This is a genomic window from Corallococcus sp. AB038B (assembly GCF_003668955.1).
GTDB classification, from domain to species: domain Bacteria; phylum Myxococcota; class Myxococcia; order Myxococcales; family Myxococcaceae; genus Corallococcus; species Corallococcus exiguus.
Genome location: NZ_RAWO01000037.1, coordinates 1 through 3,141, shown reverse-complemented (window position 1 = coordinate 3,141; position 3,141 = coordinate 1). Strand labels below are relative to the sequence as shown.

At 69.4% G+C, this 3,141-nt stretch carries 1 pseudogene; it reads left to right on the top strand.

The annotated features are described in order from the left end of the window. Nucleotides 1-14: 14 nt before the first annotated feature. Nucleotides 15-3,141 (top strand): annotated as a pseudogene (locus tag D7Y04_RS42380) (amino acid adenylation domain-containing protein); the annotation flags it as partial.

Below are 3,141 nucleotides of genomic sequence, written 5' to 3'. Positions count from 1 at the left end.
AGGAGCACCAGGAGTTGCCCATCGAGCGCCTCGTGGAGGAGTTGAAGCCCGAGCGCATCCCGGGCCGTACTCCCTTCTTCCAGGTGATGCTCACCTACCAGGCCTCCTTCCGCGGCTCCGCCTCCGTCGAGGGCGTCAAGCTGGAGGCCCTGGAGCTCGACACATTCTCCGCCAAGTTCGACCTCACCCTCCAGGTGCTGGAGACGGACGCTGGCCTCAAGGGCTACCTCGAGTACACCACCGACATCTTCACCGCCTCCACCGCCGCACGCATGGCCGAGCACCTGCGTGTGCTCCTTCAGGAGGCCGTCGCGCAGCCGAATGAGTCAGTCGCCCGATTGCCGCTACTGACCACGGTTGAGCGGCGCGAAATGCTGGTGGAGTGGAACGCCACACGCGCGCCCTTCCCCGAAGCGTGCATGCATTCGCTCTTCGAGGAGCAGGTGCGGCGAGCTCCGGAAGCGCTGGCCGCTGTGTTCGAGGGGACGCGGCTGACGTACGCGCAGCTGGATGCGCGCGCCAATCAGCTCGCCCATGCCCTTCGCCGTCGTGGCGTGGGACCGGAAGTTCGCGTCGCGCTCAGCGTCGAGCGCTCCCTCGATATCGCCATTGGTCTGCTTGGCATCCTGAAGGCTGGTGGTGCCTGGGTGCCCGTGGATCCGCTCCTGCCCCGTGAGCGTCTGGCCTTCATGCTGGAGGACAGCGCGGCCCAGGTGCTCGTCACACAGCACGCGCTGGTGGACCGCTTCCCGGAGGCGTTGCACGCCCGCGCGCTCTGCTTGGACACCGAGCGCGAGTCGCTGGCGAAGGAGCCGACGGATGCGCCCGTGACGGGCGTGACGCCCGCGAACATGGCGTACCTCCTCTACACCTCGGGCAGCACCGGTACGCCCAAGGGCACGGCGGTGGAGCACCGCAGCGTCGCCAACCTCGTCACCCACGAGGCGGTGGCCTACGGCATTGGGCCCGGCAGCCGCGTGTTGCAGTTCGCCAGCCTCAGCTTCGACCTGTCCGTGGAGGAGATTTTCACCACGCTCTGCAACGGCGCCACGCTGGTGCTCGCACCGCTGGAGAAGCTGATGCCGGGCGCGCCGCTGCCCGTGCTGCTGCGTGAGCAGGAGTTGAGTGTCGTCAGCCTCACCCCCGCGGCACTGGCGGCCACGTCCTCCGAGGGACTGCCCAAGGTGCGCACCGTCATCTCTGGCGGTGAGGCCCTGCCCGCGGATGTCGTCGCGCGTTGGGCCCCGGGACGGCGCCTGCTCAACACCTACGGTCCCACCGAAGCCACCGTCATCGCCACCTTCGGTGAGGCGGTGGTGGATGGGAACGTGCCGTCCATCGGCAAGCCGCTGGCGAACGTGCACGTCTATGTCCTGGACCCGCACGGGCAGCCCGTACCCGTGGGCGTGCGCGGTGAGTTGCACATCGGTGGCGTCGGCGTCGCGCGCGGGTACGCGGGAAGGCCTGGCCTCACCGCCGAGCGCTTCGTACCGGACGCCTTCTCCTCCACTCCGGGCGCCCGTCTCTATCGCACGGGCGACGTGGTGCGCTGGCGGGCTGACGGACAGTTGGACTTCGTCGGCCGCATCGACGCGCAGGTGAAGGTGCGCGGCTTCCGCATCGAGTTGGGTGAAGTCGAGAACGCCCTGCGCGCAGCCCCTGCCGTGAAGGACGCCGTCGTGCTCGCCCGCGAGGACTCTCCGGGCGACAAGCGGTTGGTGGCCTATGTCGTCGGCGACGCCCTCAACGTCACGGCCCTCCGCGCGCACCTCAAGCAGCACCTGCCCGAGTACATGGTGCCCGCCGCCTTCGTCTCAATGGAGACGCTGCCGCTGACGTCCAACGGCAAGGTGGACCGCAAGGCGCTCCCTGCTCCGGACGTGAGCGCCCTTCGGGCTTCGCACGCCTACGAGGCCCCGGCGACGCCGCTGGAGGAGAAGCTCGCGGCCCTGTGGAGCGAAGTGCTTCGCGTGCCCACTGTCGGTCGCACGGACAACTTCTTCGAACTGGGTGGCCACTCCCTGCTCGCCACGCAGTTGGTGGCCCGCGTGCGTGCGGCGCTCGACGTGGAGTTGCCGCTTCGTGCCCTCTTCGAGGCCCCCACCATCGCCGCCCTGGCTGAACGCCTCCAGCGCGCCACGACCGGCACGCGGCTGCCCTCCCTGACGCGCACGCGCACCGAAGGCCACCTGCCTCTCTCCTTCGCGCAGCAGCGCCTCTGGTTCCTCGATCAGCTGACCCCGGACGACGCCTCCTACAATCTGCCCGTCGCGCTGCGCCTCCTGGGCCGGCTGGACGTGGAGGCCCTTCGCCGTGCCTTCGAAGCGCTTGTGGCGCGGCACGAAGCCCTGCGCACCACCTTCTTCGAAGAGGAGGGCCAGCCCTTCCAGCGCATCCATGCCCCGGCCACATGGGCGCTCCCGGTGGAAGACCTCTCCTCCCTGGAGGAGTCCGCGCGCGAGGCGGAGACGCTGCGGCTTGCCACCCGTGAGGCTCGGCAGCCCTTTCACCTCATCCACGGGCCCCTGCTGCGCACGGCCCTCCTCAAGCTTTCAGAGGATTCCCACGTCCTCCTCGCGACGATGCACCACATCGTCTCCGACGGCTGGTCCATGGGCGTCCTCGTCCGTGAACTGGCGAGCCTCTATGAGGCCTTCAGTGGCGGCCGGGCTCCTTCTCTTCCGCCGCTGCCCGTGCGGTACGCGGACTTCGCCCTCTGGCAGCGCCAGTGGCTCCAGGGCGAGACGCTGGATGCGCAGCTCGGCTACTGGAAGCGCCAGTTGACGGGGGCTCCCGCCGCGCTGGAGCTGCCCACGGACCGTCCTCGTCCGGCCGTGCAGTCACGGCGCGGTGCCACGGTGCCCGTGCACTTCCCGTCGCAGCTGACGGGCTCGCTGCGAAGCCTGGCTCAGCGGGAGGGTGCAACGCCCTTCATGCTGCTGCTCTCTGCCTTCCAGTTGCTGCTGTCGCGCTACTCCGGCCAGGACGACATCAGCGTCGGCTCCCCCATCGCGGGCCGCACCCACTCCGAGGCCGAGGGCCTCATCGGCTTCTTCGTCAACACGCTGGTGTTGCGCGCCCACGTGCGCCCGGAGGACTCCTTCCGCCAGCTGCTGGCCCAGGTGAAGGCAACCACGCTCG